At 44.2% G+C, this 20,259-nt stretch carries 9 protein-coding genes; 5 read left to right on the forward strand and 4 right to left on the reverse strand.

What is annotated here, in order from left to right; translation table 11 throughout:
* Positions 1–172 precede the first annotated feature (172 nt).
* The 5 genes from QT979_RS05835 (at position 173) to QT979_RS05855 (ending at position 10,263) form a co-directional block, all read left to right on the forward strand.
* Positions 173–766: a GIY-YIG nuclease family protein gene (locus QT979_RS05835; RefSeq protein ID WP_333308615.1), complete on the forward strand. Its 594-nt coding sequence runs from the start codon at positions 173–175 to the stop codon at positions 764–766.
* 299 nt (positions 767–1,065) lie between these two features.
* On the forward strand, positions 1,066–2,760 hold the full coding sequence (locus QT979_RS05840) for a hypothetical protein (RefSeq protein ID WP_333308617.1): 1,695 nt from the start codon (positions 1,066–1,068) through the stop codon (positions 2,758–2,760).
* A gap of 23 nt (positions 2,761–2,783) precedes the next feature.
* Positions 2,784–4,106, forward strand: coding sequence for a hypothetical protein (locus QT979_RS05845; RefSeq protein ID WP_333308618.1), 1,323 nt, complete (start codon positions 2,784–2,786; stop codon positions 4,104–4,106).
* Entirely contained in the window at positions 4,099–9,822 is a 5,724-nt protein-coding gene (locus tag QT979_RS05850) for a DEAD/DEAH box helicase (protein WP_333308620.1), read from the forward strand. The genes QT979_RS05845 and QT979_RS05850 overlap by 8 nt, the downstream gene beginning before the upstream one ends.
* A 72-nt stretch (positions 9,823–9,894) precedes the next feature.
* Positions 9,895–10,263 (forward strand): hypothetical protein, encoded by a 369-nt coding sequence (locus QT979_RS05855; protein ID WP_333308622.1) that lies wholly within the window; start codon positions 9,895–9,897, stop codon positions 10,261–10,263.
* Here the strand turns inward: QT979_RS05855 and QT979_RS05860 are convergent.
* From QT979_RS05860 to QT979_RS05875, 4 genes are all read right to left on the reverse strand, one after another.
* Complete coding sequence (locus QT979_RS05860) at positions 10,260–13,175, reverse strand: CHAT domain-containing tetratricopeptide repeat protein (RefSeq protein ID WP_333308624.1); 2,916 nt, start codon at positions 13,173–13,175, stop codon at positions 10,260–10,262. The genes QT979_RS05855 and QT979_RS05860 overlap by 4 nt on opposite strands.
* A gap of 285 nt (positions 13,176–13,460) precedes the next feature.
* Positions 13,461–17,366, reverse strand: coding sequence for a hypothetical protein (locus QT979_RS05865; RefSeq protein ID WP_333308625.1), 3,906 nt, complete (start codon positions 17,364–17,366; stop codon positions 13,461–13,463).
* A 44-nt stretch (positions 17,367–17,410) separates the two neighbouring features.
* Positions 17,411–18,244, reverse strand: coding sequence for a hypothetical protein (locus QT979_RS05870; protein ID WP_333308626.1), 834 nt, complete (start codon positions 18,242–18,244; stop codon positions 17,411–17,413).
* The gene (locus QT979_RS05875) at positions 18,241–19,593 is read right to left on the reverse strand and encodes a GNAT family N-acetyltransferase (RefSeq protein WP_333308628.1); all 1,353 of its coding nucleotides are present in this window, start codon (positions 19,591–19,593) and stop codon (positions 18,241–18,243) included. The genes QT979_RS05870 and QT979_RS05875 overlap by 4 nt, the downstream gene beginning before the upstream one ends.
* Positions 19,594–20,259 lie beyond the last annotated feature (666 nt).

The raw sequence follows: 20,259 nt of genomic DNA on the forward strand, positions 1-20,259 counted from the left end.
CGAATCCTGTCATGACTACTCACACATGAGCAAAAGGGTCACTCCCTAAGAATATCGGGAGCTGGATGCACGGAAACGGGCACGTCCAGTTCTAACTGAGAGGTGCTGGGGATAATACCCCACATCGACTCAACCAGAGTACGGGGCCCAAAAGCGATCGATTCCCAAAGACTTGGTAAACTTTCGGTGGGAACTCAAAGGATTGGTGGAGTCGTCGGGCGATCGCTCTTATCAATTCACTCACCTCGGCAAAATCCCCGTCGGCGCTCTTCCCCTGGCGCTGTTCAACAAAGTCCAAGAACCTTTGCTGCTGTCGGAGCTGGCTTCATTGGAAGGCTCTGTAGAGATTGCCGAAGCTGCGGGGTTATCCTGCTTAGAAGAACGGCGGGCTGATTTGCTGATTTATCGAGCACAGCTTCGTCGGATTTTGGTGAACGCGCTCTATTTTCTGGAAGTCAAAGCTGACGAAAGCTGCTTCTATAAAATTGGGGTGACAACTCGATCGATCTCCGAACGCATCGCCGAAGTGCAGCGGGATGTCAGAGCGCATTACTCGGATGTGATTGTCAATTTGCTGGGATTGTGGGAACACCGGGGGAATGTGGAGCTGTACTTCAAACACCGGTACAAAGCTTTTAATCATCGCATTGGGAAACTGACAGAGTATTTTCAATTTCCAAACGTCAAGGCTGTGCTGCAAGATTTGTATGAGATGAAACCCAAGGTGCTGAGTGATGTTGAGTTGAATGCGATCGGCAGCTACTGATATCAGATCTAGTTATAATTACGGAAAAATTGCCCGCATCAGCTACAAAAATCGATTAAAAGGACACATTTGAGTGGCACAAAGACAGGCTGGAGACGTTGCTGATTCACGGTATGAATCAACTTTTCGCTTGAAGTTACAAAACTCACCCTACTTAGCTTATACCCATTCCGAAATCTTGAATTTATACCTGTATTCAGCAACGCCAGGCTGAATCTCATTAACTACCAATAGTCACACAAACCTGGGATAATTTAAACAAACGGCTCAGATGGTAAGCCAAAGAAGCGAAAACAGCAATGGCAAGCTACAGAGAATGGAACCAAGCATTAGTGTCTTACTTTACCAGTGGCGTACCGCGTGGTACTAAACTTTACGTAAGCGTTGACGACGATGTACTGGAGCGTATTGGTCTAGAATTTGGAAAGGATACGGGCGTCAACAACGGTCGCGATGACTTTTTGATTGCCGTAAGGAAAAGAGTCATCATTGACCAACAAGTTAATTTGAGCAACTTGCGAGGGTGTGATTCTGACGGTTTACCCAAAAGTATTGCCTTTCTCAGTGCCACAGTTCTAGCCGCCTATCAGATGGCTGAGGAAGAAAAAATATCAGAACTAAACTACTTCCGGCGATTGCAGAATATTTTAGGTCTGTCCGGCGCTTGTCGTCCACCGGGCATGGAATTTGGTTACGGAGCTGAAGAACCGCTATGGAAAGAATGGAATCTTTGGCTAAGGCAACAGGGATTCTTACCTTCAGCAGTTCGAGGTCGCGGTGGTCCAACTACGTATATAAATTATCCAATTTCGCAATCTCTTCTGCGCCACGCTGATAAAAACCGACTTCTAGATCTATTTAACGAAAAGCAATGGACAGCCCAATGGGATGCCCAAACTTTATTTACTCATGTCCGCCGCGAGACATCAAGACTTTGCCAACACTTAAAAGAGTTACTGACGAGCAACAGGCAGCGGTATGAAGCCGTTGCCGAAGCAATTCACGAAGTTTACGAACAATGGCAAAATGAGGGGAAACCAGTAACACTAAAACAAGGAGTACGCACCTGGAGCCGCTACCTTTTTGCAGGTTTATATCGCACTGAAGATCCATTCTTGGGCCAGATTGATTACTATCTCTACCCGAAACAGCTAAAAGGGCGACCAGTAGAATCGGTACAAGTTCAGTACAGAGATAACGTTCACCCGCTTCGGGACGAACGCGCTGGATGGTATTTCCCTCTAAAAGATCCAATAAATATGAATGAATTGGATCGCGGTGCAAGATACCCAATTAGTTGTTCTACAGACCTGGATTCCCTGATTTTGCCCGAGCGTAACTTTTGGATATTAATTCCAGATCCCGATAACCCAGATTCAGGAGCCTATGCTTCTTGGGGAACGCCATCCCTCGGTACGCCATTTATCCTACTCTACAAAAAAGAACTGCTCTCAGATATTCAACGGTTGCAAGATGAGCAGTTATTGAAATGGCAGGGTGGAGCACAACCAGTATTTAAAAATTCAACCTGGTTTGAAATTCACACGTGCATGGTTGTTTCCCAAGCTTGGGATGCAGTCTTTATCAAAAGTCAAGAACTTAAAGATGCTTTGCAACCCAGTGTCCGTTTATCTATCAGCTTTTCAGGTGGTTTGCGTGTACCCCAATTGGGTGCATGGCTAGAGGGACATAGCCCTCAAGTAACTATCTTTGGTTTCCATCCCACAGTTGAGTTACAAGTAACTCGATTATCGGATGATTCCCAAATTTGGGAAAAGTTACAGCAAAGTACAAATATTCCCATTGTAGTTAACTTTCCTAGTGTAGGTGACTATCTCATAAAAGCTACTTGTGGAGGTGAATCTAGCGAGCGCTTTGTCAGAATTGTTGATTGGAGTAGCCTGTCAATAGAAGAACCATCAAGTTGCGAAGTGATGCCGATCGGTTCAAGTCATAATATTTGTGGCAGCGTCCTTCAGTCATTGGCTCAATAAAGTTAAATAAATTCAGAAGTAAAATGACCAAAATTCAACGTTGGTACAGAGGATTTTCATACAAAGGGAACCCAAAACAACTTATCCAGGAAGTTTCCAAACACATACAACACCAAAATATCAGTCAATATGTGCCACTTCTGCGACTGGAAAAAGGAGCCACTTCTAGAAAAAGCTTTTATTTTTTTCTGGCAATTGAAAGTAGTACCCTAGGAGAAATACCTCTAGAAATTGTAAACTCTAATTTGCTCAAATTTCCCTGTTTTAAAACTTCGGCAGTTCCCGGCAATAAGAGCTTCACCTATGAACAAATAAAATCTATGGTTGGGGCAGCCCATGAAGTTTACGATTACACGAACCCTATTCCTTATCAGCCTGTAGAGAAAGTTACCTATGATAACCCATTTGAGGCGAGCGCCTCATCGCCTATCAATCAATCGTCACCAGATATTGAGGCACTTTCCCAGCGTTACGAACACCTTCTCTACTGGCTATCTACCCTTGGTAGCGGAACGTGGGAATCCTTCAAAAAAGCCTGCGATGCTCTGAGACTTGAGGAACCAAAACGCATTTTACGGAGGCTTAGGTTGCTTGGGCATATTGAGTCTTCTTCAGACGGTACACGATGGTCTATGGCTCCTACAGCCCTCGTTAAGATTAAATCAGACTCTCCAGAATTTCTTCTTTGCGGTCAACGCAGCATCAAGTTGCTGAAGGAGTTGGAAAAATATACAGATATAATTTCCAGTCACCAATCAAGAAGAGACGCACCGCCTTGCCTTCGTCTCAATTTGAGTGACTTTAATATAATTACAAGCCAGTTTTCTATCCTTTACGCTGGGGAAGTATCGAGCCGACTTGCTGAAATTATACCAAATCTTGACATTTGGATGCAGAATCTCAGAAGCTTGCAAGGAATTGTGCCGAGTATATACGAGTGGAAGCGCTTTGATGGTAATGATTTTGTTAGCTGTATCTCTCCCAATCAAACAGGTATGTACCAGATGTGGAGGATAGAGGAGAGCGATCGTCCAGGCTATACACTCTTTTATGACCAAGAAAGCGCTAGTTGGCGACAGGGCGACTGGTATGGTCTACGATTTTTAGCGTTGCAGCACAGTGGCTTTGAATGTATTGCACGTTACGATCGCGCGATCGGGCGTTTAGCAATACCTGTCTCCCAGCGTTGGCCCGAAATTTACGAACGTGCGCTAGTGCTAGCATCTGGACAACTCCCGACTTATCAAAACTCCTGGCTCCTGTACGAGAACGTGCCGATGGAAGTAATCTCTCTGCTAACTGATAAACTTAATGTAAAGTGCTCAGAGGTACCTGCCAGTGCATGACTTAGTTGGGGCGTATCAAAGACTAGATCGCATCTATCAGCTATATATCAAAAGTGCTTTTCCCCTGCGTTACCGCGCTTTGGCTGATGAACGCGATCGCCTCCTCCAGCAACCAGGCATCTTGAGTCAGCCTCCTTTAGTTGAGCCTGTCCCGATTTATCCATCATCGGGGATGAATTTGTCAGCCGCCGCCAATCAATTGCCCTCCGAACACCACAACTTGGCACAACTTGGGCAAATGATTTTCGATCCGGGAGTCCAGCTTTATCAACACCAATGGGAAAGCCTGCGGGAAGTGCTGGTTAACCAACGAGATTTAGTCGTGACTACTGGTACGGGTTCCGGTAAAACCGAATGTTTCCTCTTACCGCTTTTCGCACAGTTAGCAAAGGAATCTCAAACTTGGCAGGCTAATCATCAACCGCCATCAAATCATCGTTGGTGGGATAAAGATGTAAATTCTAATGGATATCGCGTATCTCAATTGGCGCATACACCCCGACCAAAAGCCCTCCGTGCCTTGATTCTCTATCCTCTTAACGCGCTAGTTGAAGACCAATTGCGCCGACTGAGAAAAGCACTGGAAGCACCTTCAGTACATCAATGGTTAGATCAAAACAGAGGCAGAAACCGAATTACTTTTGGTCGTTATACCGGACAAACGCCTGTTTCAGGAATACAAAAAGAGGAGAGCATCAAACGACTAAGAAACGAATTAAGAGAAATTGAACAGCAGCGGCAACAGCTAGAGATAGCAATTCAAAATAATCCTTCTCTGCTTCAGGATATGCCCGATTTGCATTACTACTTTCCACGACTTGATGGTGGAGAAATGTGGTCACGGTGGGATATGCAAGAAAGTCCGCCGGATATTCTGATTACTAATTACTCGATGCTCAATATTATGATGATGCGGAGTATCGAGAACAATATCTTTGATGAAACTCGTAACTGGCTGGCAAGAGACTCGGACAACCAATTTTTCCTAATTATTGATGAACTTCATGCTTATCGCGGTACGCCGGGGACAGAGGTTGCTTATATTCTGCGATTGTTGTATTCGCGTTTGGGATTGACACCAGACTCGCCACAACTACGGATTTTGACAACAACGGCAAGTCTCGATCAAAATCAGCAAGGCAGAGACTTTTTGCGTGAGTTTTTTGGACGCGATAATTTTGCCTTCATCACAGGGCAACAAACCCCACCCACTTCTGGAGCGCGATTCAATCTTTCTTCGTATCAAAGTGCGTTTGCTCAGTTTGCCAGACTCGGAAAGCCTATCCCACCAGATCCATTTCAGCCAATGGAGCCACCCGACCCAACTTCCACCGAAGTTACGATTGCCATGTCCAACTTGGTTGAAGGCTTGGGGGAGTCTATGGGAGGACTACCTGCCGAGCGGAAACTTGGTGAAGCTCTAGCTACCATAGGTGCTGCTGATGCTCTGCGGGATGCTTGTGTGGCTATTAATGGCAGTGTTCGGGCGACGAACGTGCAAATCTTAAGCGATCACCTTTTCCCTGGTGCTAGAGGCACAGATTTTGTATCTGATGCAATGCGGGGATTGCTTCTGGGGTTGGGAATGTCTCAACGAGTGAGTACGGGGCGATCGCCCCAACCCGTGCGCGGTCATTTATTCTTCCACAATTTACAAAACTTATGGGCTTGCTGTAACCCTAACTGTACCGATTCAGTAGTCGATCGAAATATCAGGAATAATGATTCAAATCCTCCGACTGTTGGGGCAATTCATGCCACTCATCGCCTTAGCTGCTCCTGTGGTTCTCGTGTTTTGGATTTAATTATTTGTGAAGTGTGTGGAGAGGTTTTTCTTGGTGGCTACAGACGACCGATAAACAACACAAGGATAGAAATTCTCACACCCGAGCAACCGGATTTAGAGGGAATTCCTGACCGTATTACTCTCAATCAACGCTACGGAAATTATAGAGTTTTTTGGCCTTTGCCTGAAGAGACACCTGTTTGGGATACGCAGCCACAAGACCCAGAATGGACGCTTGGTAAAATAAAACGCCGATGGGTTCGTGCCAAGTTAAATCGGACTACAGGCGCACTTACGCAGAATAGCACTCAACCACAAGTAGATGAAGAAATACCAGGGTGGCTCTATCAAGTGGCAGGCAATCATCCAGAAGAACGAGCATTGCCAAGTAAATGTCCTCGCTGTGATGCTGACTACGGAAGACGAGACAAATTTCCTACTCCCCTGCGTTTCCACCGCACCGGCTTTCAAAAAGCTTGTCAGGTACTTGCCAGTGGTTTGCTTAGAGAAATGCCAGCACCACCCAGCTTATCTCAACAGCAGAGTAGCTCCTCTCGCAAGCTAGTTATCTTCTCCGATAGCCGCCAGGATGCTGCAAAGTTGGCGGCCGGAATGGAGCGAGATCATTATCGTGATATGGTTCGGATGTTGCTGATTCAGTCTTTCCAAGATTACTGGAATGACCTTGTAGCTTTTCTCCGCATCACTTGTGCGAATAACCAAGTAGGATTGACTAGATTGCAGGATTTAAATCCCTATCTTCACGCGGCGGTAACATCCTTCAGTCGCCCAGATGACATGGAAAGGCGTGACCGATTTGGTAATACCTATTCTATCATGGCAATGGAAGGTGGTTCCTGGTTGACGGGTTCACGCCCATTCAATCCGCAAGCTCGCGACCAATGGGTTGATTTACTCCAGCGCTACCCACACCGAATTCTTCTTTTAGATTTGCGGCGAACAGTTAGAGATAAGCTACTAAAATACGGGATTTGTCCGGGGGGGACGGATTTTAGGGCTTTAAAATATTCACTAGGACAAGGAAGCGGTCAAAATTGGCAACCTTGGTTTGATTGTTATCACTGGGGAAGCAATTCAGTCACACCAATTGTCTCACCCACACCGCAACAGAGCCATCACATTAATCGGTTAGAGGATTTGCTAACGGCTGAATTGATGTATGCTATTTTCCCACACATAGCTCGGACAATTGAAGGACTAGGACAGGGTTGGGTTAGCTATCAACCTCAAGGGAACCCAACGCCTACTCTTATTCAAGCAACTGAGGCAGTTATCCGACAATTAGGAACTCGGAAATTGCACCGATATTTTCCTTATTTTATCCCTGGAAACAACTCTGATTTATCAAATTTTGATCGACGTTATATTGCGAGAACGGGTTTAGCACCAGCCGACATCCAGCACCAATTAATCCAGTCGCAAGTTGGCATACCCAGTAATGGAGGACTTGCACTCGATCCCGATCGGCTCTATCTTGTTTTACCACCCCCGGCTAATCCTAATGGTTCGCGTCCGGGATTCCGTTGTCTGCAATGCAATACTTTCTTTCTTCAACCTGCTGCTGGAGTTTGCCCAGAATGTAACAGCGATCGCCGTTTTGACAAACCAAATATTCCCACAATTCATCTAACACCCGGACAAACAACCACTGACTTTGATTACTATACCTATCTCTCAGAACAATCAGGTCAGCCCTTCCGCATGAATGCAGAGGAATTAACAGGTCAAACTGACAAAAAAGAGCGAACTAAACGCCAGCGTTGGTTCCAAGACACCTTTATCGATAATGAAATTGGGCGGGTTCAGGGAATTAATTTACTGAGCGTCACAACGACAATGGAAGCGGGAGTTGATATCGGTGCATTGCTAGCAGTAATGATGGCAAATATGCCACCACGTCGCTTTAATTATCAACAGCGGGTAGGTCGTGCTGGCAGACGTTCTGCGGGAGTTTCATTAGCTGTTACCTTCTGTCGAGGCAGAAGTCACGATGATTTTTACTTCCAGCGCCCTGAAAGCATCACAGGCGATCCACCGCCACCGCCCTACGTTGAGATGAAGAGTCAAGAAATTTTCCAGCGCGTCCTCATCAAAGAAGTGTTAAGGCAAGCTTTCACAGACACAGGAATCACTGCGTCTTTAGGTGGGACTGACAACGTACACGGTGAGTTTGGTGATGTTGCAAATTGGGCTAATTATGAAGGAGCGATTGCCAATTGGTTAAACCATCTAGCAAATGAACCGAAGATTTTGTCAGTTTTGGATATTTTGCGGGTGCAAACAACATTATCGAATGCTAGTAATTCTCAAATGTTGGATTATCTCCGCCAAACGCTGATAGATGCCATTCAAAATGTTGTAAATGACCCTACATACACTCAGAATGCGCTGAGCGAACGTTTGGCAAATGCGGGGTTATTACCAATGTTTGGTTTTCCAACGCGGGTACGTTTGCTTTACACGCGCTGGCCCTCACGGGGCGCTCAATGGCCACCAGAGACGGGAATAGTCGATCGCAACCTTGATGTGGCTATCAGCCAATTTGCACCAGGCTCTGAGACTGTCAAAGATAAGGCGGTTCACACTGCTTGTGGTGTGGTTGAATTGTATCCTCAAGGCAACACAATTGCGACCGCGCCCGGCTTAGTCCCACCACTCACTCAGGGCAACCAATCTCTCGGACTTTGTAGTAACTGTCAAGCGGTAATCTACCCGTACATAACCTTAAATGAACCACTCCCTGGCGGTAAGCCATCGCCAACAACTCCATGTCCAGTTTGCGGTGTAAATGATAAGATGCGTTACATTGATGCCAGGGAACCCAAGGCATTTTTTACAGACTTGCAACCAGAAGACTTTGATGGGCAATTTGAGTGGCAACCGCGATCGACACGACCTTCTTTGAGTATCGGTGCAAATGTTGGCACATCTGCATCTGTCCTTAATGCTTCTGTATCTGCATTCAACGACAACATCATTTCTGTCAATGATAATGGTGGCGAGGGGGGATTCGACTTTCAGCAGGCCACTGTCTTTGGACGGCAGCAACCTGGAGCTTATGCTGTGTCTCCTGACTCGAATAGCCCGATCGGTAAGTCTGGACTTGCCTACCGAGTAGCGTTATTGTCTCGGCGAAAAACCGACATTCTGCTAGTTAATCTTGTGCAATGGCCTAATGGCATATTTGCCAATCCAACTACAGTTGAAGGTCGTGCTGCTTGGTATTCTTTCGCGTTTTGGCTGCGGGTAGCGGCTGCTTCTCTTCTCGATGTGGATGCACTGGAGTTGCAGGCGGGTTTTCGTTCATTAGAGCAAAATGGAGCGATTATAGGTCAAGCTTTTCTTTGCGATCAATTGGAGAATGGGGCGGGTTATTGTCGGTTTCTAGCCCAACCGCATGAGTTTCAACAACTGATGGATCGGGCAGATCCAACAATTTCAAACAGCATTGCCTGGAAATGGACGAATCCTCACGAGCACGGAAGTGATTGTGATACTTCCTGCAATTTGTGTTTGCGGGACTATCAAAACCTTGCTTATCACGGGTTATTGGATTGGCGACTGGCTTTAGATATGGCACGATTGGTGTCTAATCCTGCGTCGGCGATCGATCTCAACTCTTCTTGGGGCCATTTCCAGAATCCTTGGCTTAACCTAGTTCAAGGCCCAATTCCGGCGACACTCCAACGTTTGGGCTATGGTGCGTCGGTGCCGTTTGGAACTCTCACTGGCTACGTGCACCAGAATGCTCGACGCCGGACAATCAAAATCATTCGACATCCTTTATGGAATGATGACCATCCAGAGTGGATTGCAGCGGTGGCAGATGCACAGACACAGCACCCAGGTTATCAAGTTGAGCCAGCCAACCCATTTATGATTCTCCGGCGACCGGGGGACTGCACCTAATTTTGGTTGACTGCGCTGACGAAATGTCGTAGCTTACGAACAGGCGATAATGTTAGTTAAATCAATTACTCCATGACTACAGTTACACAAGCAGAAATTGATGAGTTTCGCGCCAAATTGGGAGATATCCCAGAGTTGCAGGAGACTGTGGCTACCCTTGAGGAATGCGATTGGATTTTAGAAGATGCGACTATGCTGATTGCCAGTCGTGCAGGGGAACCCGTTGAAATGGGAGATTCTTTGCTAGAGAATTTGGTTGAGAGGTCGAGGAAACATCTTTGTAAACCAGAAGTAAAAGCTGGATGGAGCGATCTGAAAGATGTGTTAGATATTCTGAAAGAATTTCTACCAACACCTGCGCCACTAGCAGTAACTTGTTTATTCAAATTGTCTGAAATCGGCTTGAGAAATTTGTGTGACTCCGCTGAATCGGAATCCTAACGTCCTGTAGCTATGAAACCAGCCCAATAGTAGGGACTGGCAAAAGGTCGTGGTTGGCGATCGCGCACTTGCTTCAATGAGTTCTGAGCGATTAGGCGCTTGCCTTTTGAAAGTTTGGCAAGAATTTCCTCAATTTGGGGCATGAATTCATCTAGGCATTGCTCAAAATCTTTATGAGTCAAATCTCGCAGCCAGATTTGAGCTTGGTTGAGTGCGATCGCCACATCTCCCAATTCCCGTTTTGAACGTTTTCTGAGGTTTTCATAGAATTTAATCATCAAGAAAGCCGTTGCCAGTTCATCAACTTTCCAAAGACTGTTCACAACACTAGGACTACCTGCAAACAGGAAGCCACTGGGTAAACCAATGTATTCATCACTAATGCTGGTATGGTCAGTTAAGCCCGTTTCACAAGCGGAGAGGGTGACGAGACGGCATTGATTGATGTCGAGGCTAAAGATTTCTCCCAAACTCAGGAGTTCATTATTAGCCAGCTTCAGATAGGATTCCAGAGGGGATTTTTCGTTGAAATCTCCGTGGCAAGCGAAGTGAAGGCAGTGGGCGGAATGTAACAGCTTTGCGTAATTATTATCGTTAATCAGTGCCGCTTTGGTCGCTGCTGTTTCTACTAGAACTTGTGCCGAGTCAAAGTGCTGGCGAATAGTTTGCACCTGAAGACTGGCATAATTTAAGTCTTGAGTGGGATTCTGAATGCCAAAGAGGTGGGTCAGGTAGGGGCGTTCCTGTTGTTGACTCAGTTGCAATAGCTGACAGCTAGGAGCATAGCGAATTCCTTTGGGGAATTTGTCTAAAAGGCATTTGTCCTGCTGGTTAGGCAAGGACATAGCGTGAAGAGGAAGGAGGTGCAGTAAGCGATGGGGAACCAGTATTACCTGTTGGCAATTGTCTGGCACTCGCTTGAGGATGTCTTCTAGATGCAGAATTTCCGTAAGCTTATGGAGACGAGACTCTAAGTTTTCTCGCCAATGTGTTTTTAACGGCTGGTCATAATCTTGCAAATACTCGTCGAGCCAGTGATTTAAGGCTTGTAAATCGCCTGGTTCGGACTGCCAGAGGTCAGGTACTGAGGATTGGGTGATGATGAAGGTAAGAAATCTGTCACCCAGGATGTACCACTGAATAAGGGCGGTTTGGTTGTCTGGTAGTAATTTCTGGATGTCCTCGAAGGGGATGGGTTTAACTTTTTGGGTGAATGTAAAGCTAGAGTCTAGTTGGTTGATTTCCCGTAGCAGTTCATCCCGATGCTGTTGCAAGTGATTCAACTCATGCCGCCGTTGCTCTATCTCTTCGCGATATCTCTCCTCAGACTCCCGACTTCTGATTAATAGTTCTAACTGTCGCTGTTTAGTTGGGATTTCCCTTCGCAGTTGGTCGAGTTGGTCGCAATGAATCTGGTAAGTTTCTAGGTTGGGGTAAAAGTCAAGTTTTGGGTAGAGGTCTTTGTTAGCTAGTAGTTCGACTAGGTTGCGACCTTTGCTGCGTTCAACGTATTCTATCGCTTCAGTCATTTTGCCTAACGTCAAGCAAACTTCTACCATGCCTACGTAAAGTTCGTTCCATTCTTCTGCTAATTTCTGTTTGGCTTCATCCCCAGATTTGATTATCTCACCACGTAGGAATTCTACGGTATCAATTGCTGACTCAAAGCTATGGTAAGCTAACTGCCACTGGTTATCTTTTTGATAGGCAAACCCTAAGTAAAATTTATTTGCAGCATAACTTTGAGGAAAAGCATTGCGGGTGCGTACCTGTAATGCTTCTGTAAAACATCTGATAGCTGATGAACGAAGAGAACCTCCATCACAATCATTATGGATGCCACTCAAATAGCTGTAGGCGATACCTAGATTGTGTTGGGTCATTGCCCATGGATGTGGAAAAGCCTCGCGAGTGTATACCAGTAATGCTTGGTGGTAGTAGTTGATCGCTTGTTCTATATTGTCCAGCTTTTCACCAATGATACGGTTTTTGTAAGAAATGCCAAGATTATTTTGCACCTCTGCCCATTTTTGAGGAAAAGCCTCGCGGGTCAATACCAGCAAAGCCTGCTGATAGCACTTGATCGCTTGTTCTAAATTATCTGCGCTCTCTCCAAGTATGCGCTCACTGTAAGCATCGCCAAGACTAAGTTGGGTTTTTGCCCATTTTTCTGGAAAAGCCTCGCGGGTAAGTACTAGCAACGTCTGGCGATGACAGTTGATCGCTTGTTCTAAATTATCTGCCTTTTCCCTAAGAATGCGGTATCTGTAGGCACGACCGAGATTATTTTGGAGCATTGCCCACTGTTCAGGAAAGTCTTCACAAGTGCATATGAGTAAAGCCTGCTGATAGCAGTTGATTGCTTGTTCTAAATTATCTGCCCTCTCCCCAAGGACACGACCGCTATAGACTTCGCCAAGATTATTTTGGGTCATTGCCCACTGTACCGGAAAAGCCTGACGGGTACGTACCAGCAAAGCCTGTTGATAGCAGTTGATCGCTTGTTCTGAATTATCTGCGCTCTCCCCAAGGATGCGGTGAGCGTAAGCACCACCAAGATTATTTTGAAGCTTCGCCCATTTTTTGGGAAATGACTCACGAGTAAAAACAGTGGCAGCAATTTCATAGCCAGTAATTGCAATCTCAAAGTTCCTTGCTATATTCCCTTGCGGAAATTGCTGAATCCGGTTGCTGAATAGAAAAATAACTTCCGCGAAATTTTCTGCCTTAGCTGGCTCATCCAAATTAGGGAGGATAGTAGTTGCCCAGTTTCGTAACAACTGAGTAAAGTTATCATTCAGTTTATCTATGTTGGCTGCCATCAGTGGGTACACGACTCGTGGGCTAGGGTTATCTGCGATCACCGCGAGTACCTGCAAGAAAAAGTCAAGTTGGGTATTTGGATTTGTCATTGGAGAACAAGTAAGGTTGCTTATGAGGATTCCTTTAAATTGAAAACTACTAAATGAAAACTACTTAAGTTCAGCTACCCGTGGCGTGAGCGCTCTGACATTGGGACTGTCCAAAGTGGCAACTAGCTGGGCAGTCGCTTCAAAAATTTGCCGCTTCTTCAGGTGCAAAAAAGCCAGATACAGTCGCTACATCTGCGCTATGACTGCTCTAACTTTTAGGTACTTAAATAGCTCCTAGTGTCACATTGATTAATTTGCTAGCTAAGATGATGCCACTCTCTCACCTCAATCTCGTCGGCGGAGTGTAATCTCCAGATGCCCCTTCTTATACAAAGCCTTCAATAGTTCCCACAAGCCCTCATTGTCAGGCGTGCGCTGCCGGAGTTGGCTAATTGTAATCGGGCTTTCTCCAGGACGAACAGTATCTAAAAGCCGTCTTTCTTGATCTTTGAGATTTTCATCCTTGTGAAACTGAAGTTTTCTCCATTCCCCGCGAAGAACCTGTCCCCTGTCAGAAAGGGATTTAAGTTCATTTATCCGCGCCTCAAGGCTTTCCAAATCCTCTATAGCCGTTGGCAACTGGTTTCTTTGGGATACTAGCTCGGTTTTTAAACTGCTGAGTTGATTCAACAGCTCAGTCACGTCTTGTTCACTTTCTTGCCCTAAGAAAGCTAACTCTTTTTCTAATTCCTCCGATTCAGTAATTTTGCTTCCACAGCAGTTTTGCAGCTTTTCCAGGAAAACTTGTCGTAATGCAAGGTAGGAACCATCACAGTCTTCGTCATCAAATCGGCAACGCTCTCTCAAATAACGTTCTCCTGAACCAATCCGCTCCAGTAATTTCTCATATCGGCTTAGTAGCTGGTCAAAAGCCTCTCGACGCGATCGCTGTTCACCATTAATTTCCTCTTCAAGTTCAACCAAAGGTTGTTGCAGTAAATCGTACTGTCTAAAACTCTCAAGCTGATTGTTGCTAAAATGCGTAACAACCCGGTCAACAAAGTCATCATCATAACGCATCAAGCGAACTGGGTCTTTATTCAAATTCTCTCGTAACATCTGTGCTCGATTTAGAATAATCCGCCACTTCTCTAAACCATCTACCAACTCCTCAAGCCTTAATTTAGTGGTTTCGCAAGTTAGCAAAAATTGCTGACAATGCTTTAGCTGATGATGCAATGCCCGTATATCAATTTCATTTAGTTTAAGCGAACTAGCTAGGCTTTGGCAATTTTTATCTAGCTGATTTACTTGCCTTTCCAAAATTATCCGATGGGCATTGAGACAAGCTTCTAGGCTACTATCACTCTCAATCATTTGACTAATTTTAGAAGCATTCAAGTCTAGGGTGAATTTTTCTAGCCTGAGTTTAATTCCACGCAGTTCTTTTTGCAGGGTTGAGCGCCTCTCAATGCAAAAATTTTCTAGAAGCTCCCGTTCGGCTTGAATATTTCTATGAACTTGGTCGAGAGCTACCTCAGACTCATGGTTAGCATCAAGAATTTTTTCCTCCTCATTTATCTTTTCATTGATTTCATGTAAAATCGTCTCATCAAAACTTTCAAGTAACGAAGTAACCCGAACGCGGAGTTCTTTTAATTGACCATTTAACTCCTCTGGCTCTAATTCCAAACTGGCTTCGCGGATAATATCCGTTGAACGCGCCCACTCTATGTAGCGTCGCCGCTGCAACCATTCAAGAGCTTCTTGGAACTCGTCTTCAAGATAGCCAAGAAGTTTAACTGCTTTCCATAACTTTGAATACTCTAATGCTTTAACATCTTGCTGTCCCCACGCCGTCTCAACTGTTTGTGTTCTGCCTTGTGATTGCAGTTTCTCTTTAATAAACGATTCCAAAGGATGTTCTGTAAATTTAATTTGGGAATTTCCTTCTTTCCGCTTGGCAATTTTTTCCCCACTCATCAAGCCATGTTGTTTGAAAACCGCTAAAACACTGGGTAGGCTAGAACTCCCCATTTCAAACAGATTTTCAAATTCTTCTTTGGAAACTTGATATAACTGACGACCTGTGCGAACAGATAAAGGTGTTTTTTCCAAGAGAAACTTATATTTACGTAACGTCGGGTTCAGACTATTATAGAAAGACTTATAATCGGTAAATAAGGCTTTACATTTTTGATAGAACACTGATTCGATAAGTTTACTGTCTGAGCCATTTACCCCCTTGAGGCCCCCAATTTCCCAAGTTTGAGGCGAAATCGCCGGAAACAGCAATCGCATGGCATACTGGTGACACTCTTGGCGATGGTGTTCTAATCTAGAGCGATCGGCTTTACTGACTTCAGGATTGTTTGAGAGCCAGTCTTGAATATAATGAGACAGACTCAGCAGCGTACAAACAGAACATTGTTCGGAAGGCATGACTTTGCGGAGTAAGCCGAAGGATGTGGGATATTCGCCTTCAAAACTTCGACCTAACTGAAGATGGAAGTCTACTTGATTAGTTCCGGCGATCGCAGTTAAAACTTGTGGAACGACGGTTGCTTTTCGCTCATAGCTAAAGTAAAAGCGCCAATCTAAGTGAGTTTCTTCTGGGGATTGAAACCTCATTAAACCAGATTCTTTACTCCCGACACTGATAACAAGAGAACGCTTAGGAAAATCCGCATTATATCTTTCTGGAGCCCCATCTAATAAATTAAAAACTCCAAACCTATCCTGCTTCCACTCCCCTTTATAACGCCATGACCAATTGGCTTTCTGACCTGTTCTAGAAACTGGGAAGAGTAAAGAAATAATTTCCGACTTAAAAATCGTTGTAGCCATCTCTTCTTTTTGAGTATCATTCCACTCTCCAAACCATTGTTGACGAAATCGATTTAGAATTTTATCTACAACTGTGGGAATGCTTGTCTGAAGAAGGGCAACTAAAGCAAAAGTGCGCTCAGTCGGCTGTATAATGTGCAGTCCGTAAAAATTGTCATCTTCTGCTAGTTTTTTCAACTCCTTTAAGAGTTGAAATTGTTTAGCTACATTTTCAGAAAGACCTGAAGGGAAACCCGCGAGTAGCTTGATTACCTCTCGTCCTTTGGGGTGTTTTGGAAAGGAGATCAATGGCTCCAAGGTTTTGATAGTATTGCTAATTTTGTGTTGTTCCGTACCATATAACTGTACTTGTCCTTCTAGATAATCCTGAATCAAATCTAAAGGAGTATAGGGATGCTGATTATTTTGGGCAAAATGGACGATGCGTTTAAATACTTCAATAACGGTGCGAGGGCCATTGCTGAAGTTTTGTCGATCGCATAATTGCCCTAAACTTTCAATTGTTGCTGGATGTGCCAAGTGATTTTGCTGCGCCTTGTCTTCCAGAAAATTAGTACACAAATAATTCCACAGTTTTGCTGGGAACTCAGAGCTGTACGCACCAGCTAATCTAAGAGATACTTTCTGTTCCTTCATACGGTGAATAATATCACCAGCTTGTTCTTCAATAGCTGATTCAGTCGGAGTAGTCGGCATACTTAGAATTAATGCAACAGGCGTAGAACCCAAAGCTCGCATTCCTTTAACTAAATCGCTCAAAATCTGGATGCGAACGCTAGCACCTTCTTCTGTCCGCAAAAATTCTTGGCTTTCATCCGCAAATATTGCTAAACCTGCAAAACCTGCTTGTCGAAGGATAGAAACTGTTTCCTGCCAAAAATTCAAAACATTATCAGTATTTGTGGTGTCAGTATTTAATTGTTGAATAATTTTTAAAGCTTTGTCTTCAGATAACTTGTACTTAAGCGCTATTTCTGCTGCTATATTTTGCTGAGACTTCAAACCATATTTGCGATACAGTCCCTCAATCTGAGGAATAAATTCTGGTTTGAGGCACGTTTTTATCCAGCCATAAGTGGCAACCATCAAATCTCCCAGTTCTTTAAACTTGAAAGGTGGCACCGCGATTATCTTATGATCCTGACACTGCTGCCATAAATAAATTAGTGTTGCTGTCTTACCATACCCATAGTCGGCACTGAGGTAGCCCGTAACAGGTTTACCCTTACCAATTTCCTCAATCAAATGGTCTTTTAGAGTTTTTACGGGTTCAATTGGGTTATAGGTGCTTACATATAGATTATAAACTCTGGCTACTTCTTGAGGCTCATTTTCTATCTGGGAGGGATTGACTGTATCGACAATTGCTTGGATAGAGTCTAGTTGTTCTAATAATCTTTTCATGGATTGTAAATATAAAGTTTGTCTCGGAGAATGCTAATACTTAGCTAAAGCAATTGAGTCCACTCAGGGGATTGAGTCAGCATTACCCATTGTCCGTATCCCCCTTCATAGCCACAGTCAAAGAAGCCACCTCGATCATAATCATAGGTGCATTTAGCATTATCTATGCTACCATCTAATCCGCTCGGATCTAGCAACAACATTTGACAAATAGCCTCTTGAACTTCTTCTCGCAAGAAAATCTTGACTCCATAGGTTCGTTGTTGCTGTTTGTAGATTGTGTCTACTGCCTGAAGTAAAATAGGAGCGGCGCTGAAGTAGCGACGGCTGAAGTGTTCGTATTTGCCTTCTGGTTCTATAACACTGGGTGATAACGATCGCAGCCAATTGAGGACACCAGCCACACTCGTATCACTAAATGCTATTTCACTGGTAGGTAGTTCAAACTTCACAGCAGCCTTTTCAATTACTTCTCCAACTAGGGACTTTTTTTCGGGCGGTGATAAAACAACTTCTTTTCGCAACCAGAGTTGTTGTACAACTGTAGCATAAGTCCAAGAAAACCTTTTTTCAGCTTCTTCTTGGTGTAGATTATAAATTACTAAATGTAAAAAATCTCCTAGCAATTCGGGGTTAGACTCTTGAATTTTAGCTGCAACTTGACCAAGAGGTGTCAGTGAGGGGGGATTTTTTTTTGAAATAATTGAAAGATTTCGCAAGAATGGAAATACCACTTTTTGGAGAACGGAAAGCCCTAAATTACAACTAGCTCCAAGTTGTTCAAAATTTGTTTCTTTATTTCTCAAAAAATCAAGAATTATAGCTACTCTTTCTAGCGTAGTATTTTGCTGAATATGTAAAGTTAATTTATTGCTCATAAAGCGCGTTCTAAAGTATCTAACCAAGCAGTCAAATTGTGCATAATCCGATATTCTCGGCTGGTTCTCAATTTATCAATACTTTGACAAAAGAAACATGAATGTTGCGTAGATTTTTTGAGTTCCTCTAGACCAGTTTTAGTAGTTTCAAAACCGCGTCTAACGGTAATTTGAATTTGAGAAGTACCCGGAAAAAAGATGCTGCCGAAGGCTCCGGCTTTTGACCAGGTTGAGCTATCTAAGCTATGGGGTACAAGGGAGTTGTTGCGGAGGCGATAAAAGCTGTTTGGACCGCCAATGCCAAAGCAGTGAACTTTCATGTTTTTTTCGCGGGCGATACTGCCAACAATCTTAAACAATGCCAAACTAGATTCAGAAATCATATTAACGCTGCCGTTGGGTCCTGACGTTCCCCAAGAGCCAAAGCCGATACGGGTAATACCCATTTTTGCATAGGTTTCAATGCAGCGATTGATTTGGTTGATAGTGCGTCCGTGTACGGGGGCGATCGCGCGTTCTTGTACATAAACAGGCATTTTACCGAAAAATTTTTCGCAATGGTAAAGCGTTTCGCGAACTTTGTACTCCACTATTTCATCTGAATCAGTTGAGATGGGTACAATATCGGGCAATACATACCCATCTGCCCAGGTATTATTGCGATAAAAATTATCTAAAAATTCCAGCAGTTGATCGTAAGTAAATTTCCCCTGTTGCACCTGATATGCACCGCAATCTAGCCAGACTTCCGAAATGTTTCCCACATCTTTTTGTTTACGAAAGTATTCTGTAGTAGAAGCTGGACACGTTATCGGTGAGTAAAGAACGTTTTCAAAGGGATTACGCCGATCACCGCTAGAATTCCACAACTGCCGACTGCGTTCAATCTCAGGGCCACCAGCACTTACGGCAGCCACAAACTTGGGAATTGTCAGGAGAATATTAGAGCATAATATCTTTTCCCAAACAACCAAAGAGCGGCGTTTACCAGGTTCAATTTGTACCCGATCAAATCCCATCTTGTTGTAAAACCCGTTAGCTTCTATGTCCAGGGGGCATTTTAGGCGCAGTTTTGTAATACCACACTTCCTACTGTGTTTTTCCCATGCACAAATAAGCTGACGACCCATGCCTAGCCTGCGGTGGTCGGGGGAAACGCAAAGATGGTAAAGAGTAGAGATTTTGTCTCGACGGTGATGAAAATGGAGAAAGCCGAAGGGGTGGTAAAGAATTTCACCGCTTGCGATCGCTTCTGCCAGAACTGCCCGATTCACAAAGCCTATCTCTTGCCGATGCACATCCGCAAGCACCTTAATCTGAAATAGCTCCTCGCTCGAAGCAAATACCACCTGTGACTCTAAACACCTAGTCTGCACACATACCTCACTTCTTCCAACCAACGAACGTAGACAAGTGTAGCCGATGTCCGCACCTGTTAATTTTACACTTGTTGCTTGCTGTAAAATTTATACAATTAATTGTATTGTACTTTTACGACTTTATTAAACTTTTGCATTAATAAATTCTTTGATTAAAACATTACATCTTGATTAGTTAATAGTTTTATAGAATAACTTACTTAACCAGAATCTATGCCAGTCTCCCAATTAATAAGGTGGACCCGATAAGAAACCCATGATAATCTGATAATCTATCCATAATCAAAGTCTGACACACCTTGCAAGCTGATTCGCGTATGCTACTTGCATAGTCCTATCAGTAGGATGTCATGGCTACATCCTATGACCAGCAAGGGTTGTGCTGGCTATTACTGTCACACCCGGTACTTGCACGAAAATTAAGCATTTTAGAAGGATAAAGACTTCAGAATATAGCACAAGTGCTAACAGATCACAACACCAGCAGCACTTAACTGGATTTTTAAGAAAGCCCCAACACAAAACTGGATGGATAATTTATGGAAGAGAGCGCGAGCTACTAGAATGGCGAACTTATCCTGCAACACTTAGAACTTTTAGGCGCTTACCCGCTGTTTACTAATTGATGTCCCCAAT

Origin of the sequence: Microcoleus sp. w2-18bC1 (assembly GCF_036700365.1) — a bacterium.
Lineage (GTDB): Bacteria > Cyanobacteriota > Cyanobacteriia > Cyanobacteriales > Microcoleaceae > Microcoleus.